The following is a 1,050-nucleotide window of genomic DNA, read 5'->3' on the forward strand; positions in this document are numbered from 1 at the left end:
AAGAATTAGATTTATATTTTGTTGAAAATAAGACTAGTATTTCAAATAATATTCTTACTGATGAGGTAAAACTAAAGCAAATTATCGTCAATTTAATTTCTAATGCCATTAAATATACTGTAAAAGGGAAAGTTACCTTTGGTTATCAAATTAATGAGGAAGATAAAAATATAGAGTTTATCGTAAAAGATACTGGATTAGGAATAGACGAAGGAAATTTAAAAGTAATTTTTGATAGATTTAGGAGAATTGAAGATGAATTTTCTGTTGCGCTAAGCGGTTTAGGTCTTGGTTTGGCTATATCCAAGGCATATATCGAAATGCTTGGCGGAACAATAAGTGTACATTCGAAAATTAAAGTAGGCTCTGAGTTTAAGTTTACAATTCCATTAATTTATGACGAATCAATTCCAATTCCAATTCTAAATCAAATCAATGTGTTGAATGTTGCTGTCAAACAAAATTATCAAACAATTTTGGTCGCAGAGGATGATAATATTAATTTTCTATTGATAAAGAGAATCTTAGAATTAAAAAAATATAAAGTTTTACGAGCGATTAATGGTCAAGAAGCGGTTGATATATGCAGAGAAAACGTAGATATTCATTTGGTTTTAATGGACATTAAAATGCCAGTTTTGAACGGTTTTGAAGCTTTTAAAATTATAAATTCTTTTAATCCAAAACTTCCTGTAATTGCACAAACTGCTTATGCTTCGGTTGAAGATTATGAGAAAATTATGGAATTAGGCTTTACCGCCTATGTTTCTAAACCTTTAGACAAAGAAAAAATATTTGAAATTATTGATTCAATTTTTCATAAAAGTTGCAATTATTAGTCAAACAACAAACCGTATTTATTATACTAAACGTTCGTCTGCATTATTCAAAGCCTCAGAGATAATTGCCAATCCTTCGTCTATTTCTTTTTCGTTAATACATAAAGGCGGAGCGATAAAAATATATCCCCAACGAACAAAAGTATATAATCCCAATTCTCTTACGTTTGCAGCAATTAGGTTGGTAACTTTCAAATCTTCGCCAGAAGCA

1 protein-coding gene and 1 pseudogene are annotated in these 1,050 nt (G+C 29.4%); one reads left to right on the forward strand and one right to left on the reverse strand.

Annotation, left to right across the window (positions count from 1 at the left end; genetic code table 11):
* Positions 1 to 839: ATP-binding protein (locus tag EKL98_RS17250; RefSeq protein WP_126563261.1), on the forward strand; the 839-nt coding region annotated here is incomplete at its 5' end.
* Between the two features lie 21 nt (positions 840 to 860).
* Here EKL98_RS17250 and EKL98_RS17785 read toward each other — a convergent pair.
* A pseudogene (locus tag EKL98_RS17785) lies at positions 861 to 1,050 on the reverse strand (aspartate aminotransferase family protein); the annotation flags it as partial.

The sequence above is a fragment of the Flavobacterium bomense genome, assembly GCF_003970355.1.